Source organism: Actinokineospora sp., assembly GCF_050699995.1.
Taxonomy (GTDB): Bacteria; Actinomycetota; Actinomycetes; order Mycobacteriales; family Pseudonocardiaceae; genus Actinokineospora.
In genome coordinates this window covers 1-2,073 of the sequence record NZ_JBOHGC010000183.1, presented here as the reverse complement: position 1 = coordinate 2,073, position 2,073 = coordinate 1, and the positions used below count along the sequence as shown (strand labels likewise).

The 2,073-nt window shown below is 67.6% G+C and carries 3 protein-coding genes; all 3 read left to right on the top strand.

The genetic code is table 11. From position 1 onward, the window contains the following. Positions 1-162 precede the first annotated feature (162 nt). The 3 genes from ACRDSQ_RS10030 to ACRDSQ_RS10020 are packed head-to-tail and all read left to right on the top strand — an operon-like array spanning position 163 to position 1,916. The gene (locus ACRDSQ_RS10030; protein ID WP_431420573.1) at positions 163-519 is read left to right on the top strand and encodes a DUF4180 domain-containing protein; all 357 of its coding nucleotides are present in this window, start codon (positions 163-165) and stop codon (positions 517-519) included. A 33-nt stretch (positions 520-552) separates the two neighbouring features. Then, positions 553-1,179: a TetR/AcrR family transcriptional regulator gene (locus tag ACRDSQ_RS10025; protein ID WP_431420572.1), complete on the top strand. Its 627-nt coding sequence runs from the start codon at positions 553-555 to the stop codon at positions 1,177-1,179. Beyond that, a complete protein-coding gene (locus ACRDSQ_RS10020) occupies positions 1,179-1,916 on the top strand; it encodes a maleylpyruvate isomerase family mycothiol-dependent enzyme (RefSeq protein ID WP_431420571.1) in 738 nt (245 codons plus the stop codon). Before ACRDSQ_RS10025 ends, ACRDSQ_RS10020 begins: the two co-directional genes overlap by 1 nt. Positions 1,917-2,073 lie beyond the last annotated feature (157 nt).

The following is a 2,073-nucleotide window of genomic DNA, read 5'->3' as shown; positions in this document are numbered from 1 at the left end:
TCCCACCGGAGTCAAGATCAGCAACCGGCAGATGAAAGACCTCCCGATCAGCCGCAACGCCTGGCACGCCGACTGGAACTACACCCTTCACCCACGATCCGACACGCCCGACCCGCACTGACTTGATACACTACGTGCCCTTAACGTCTTCGCGTGATCACCATGATGACGGTCAACGACGTCTCCCTGGCCGTGTGCGCCGCCGACGGCCCGGCGCTGGCCCGCGACACCGACGCCACGGACCTCCTCGGCGAACTCTGGGGACAGGACGTGGGTATGATCGTCATCCCCACGGCCCGGTTCGCCGACGACTTCTTCGTCCTGAGCACCCGGGTCGCGGGCGAGATCGTCCAGAAATTCGTCAACTACCGGATGCGCGTGGTCGTGCTGGGCGACATGGCCGAGCACATCGCCCGCAGCGAGGCCATGGCGTCCTTCGTCCGCGAGTCCAACCGCGGGACGCACCTGTGGTTCGTGCCGACGCTCGACGACCTCACCGAGCGCCTGAACCACCCTTGACATTGCCCGCCTCCAGGCGGAGGCTGCCTAACTATGAGCGTTCTACCTAATCGTGATAGGCAAGCCGAACGGCGTGAGGCAACGCGGCGGGAGATCGTCGAAGCCGCGTGGGAGATCGCGCGCGCCGAGGGCCTGTCGTCGGTGACGCTGCGCCAGGTCGCCGCACGAGTCGGAATGAGCTCACCGTCGCTCTATACCCATTTCGCGTCCAAGAACGCGATCTACGACACGATGTTCGGCGCGGCCTGGTCGGAGTTCCTGCAGGTCACCCTTGAGCGGACGGCGAGCCTGCCGAAAGCTCCAAGGGTGGCGCTGCTGGCCATGTCCGAGGCCTTCTTCGACTTCGCCGTGGCCGACCTCGCCCGGTTCCAGCTGATGAACCAGCGGGTGATCCCGGGCTTCCAGCCGAGCCCGGAGTCCTACGCGCCGTCGGTCGCCACCCTGGAGCGACTGCGCGAGGTGCTCCACCGGCTCGGCGTGGCCCAACCCGAGGCCGTGGATCTGTATGTGTCGCTGGTCGGCGGCCTTGTCGATTCCCAGCTGGCCAACGATCCCGGGGGCGACCGGTGGCGACGGCTGCTCCCTCGCGCGATGGACATGTTCGCCGACCACCTGGGCCTGCCCGGCCCGCCACTGAGGAGCAAACAGAGGAGCACCTGATGACCACCATGACCAAGACCGCGCCCCGCAGACCGGCCCTGGACCGCCCGACGGCCGCACGGCTCGCCGAGACCGAGTACCAGCGTTTCGTCGACGTGCTGCGAACCCTCACCCCCGATGAGTGGGCGACACCCACGGAGTGCCCTGGGTGGGACGTGCGCGCGATGGCCGGGCACGCCTTGGGGATGGCCGAGATGGCGGCCTCCCCGCTCGAGAGCGCGCGCCAGCAGCGCGCTGCCCGCAAGCGCGGCGGCGTCCTCATCGATGCGCTGACGGCTCTCCAGGTCGAGGAGCAAGCCCACCTGAGCGCGGCTGAGGTCGTCACGCGTTTCGCCGCTGTGGCACCGAAAGCGGCGCGCGCTCGGCGTCGCGTCCCCAGCCTGCTCCGCCGCGCGGCCGTGTCCAGCGGCACCGAGCACGCCGAGAAGTGGACGGTGGCCTACGTGATGGACGTGATCCTGACACGTGACCCGTGGATGCACCGGATGGACATCCATCGCGCGGTGGGCAGCACACCGGTGCTCACTGCTGAGCACGACGGCGTGCTCGTCGCCGACGTCGTCGAGGAGTGGGCGGGCAGGTACGGGCAACCGTTCACGCTGCTGCTGTCCGGCCCGGCGGGCGGCGAGTGGACCCGCGGCGGGCCGGAACTGCGGCTGGACGCGATCCAGTTCTGCCGCATCCTGTCCGGTCGCGCGCCTGGCGATGGCCTCCTGGCTGTGCAAGTCCCGTTCTGAAAACCATTGGACGCCGCCCGTGGGCGCATTCTAGCCTCGACCAGTCATCCGATGTGATTCAAACTGATCTGTGCATGGAGGAAGTGCCTGTCCTGTAAGGGAAACTTGGGCTTGCGAAGGTCCAAAGTTCTCTCGAGAGGAAGGCACTCCCTTGGTG

Excerpts from the sequence above, each read along its gene's own strand:
- ACRDSQ_RS10020 (WP_431420571.1), top strand. The coding sequence starts at position 1,179 with ATGACCACCATGACCAAGACCGCGCCCCGCAGACCGGCCCTGGACCGC.
- ACRDSQ_RS10030 (WP_431420573.1), top strand. The coding sequence starts at position 163 with ATGATGACGGTCAACGACGTCTCCCTGGCCGTGTGCGCCGCCGACGGC.
- ACRDSQ_RS10025 (WP_431420572.1), top strand. The coding sequence starts at position 553 with ATGAGCGTTCTACCTAATCGTGATAGGCAAGCCGAACGGCGTGAGGCA.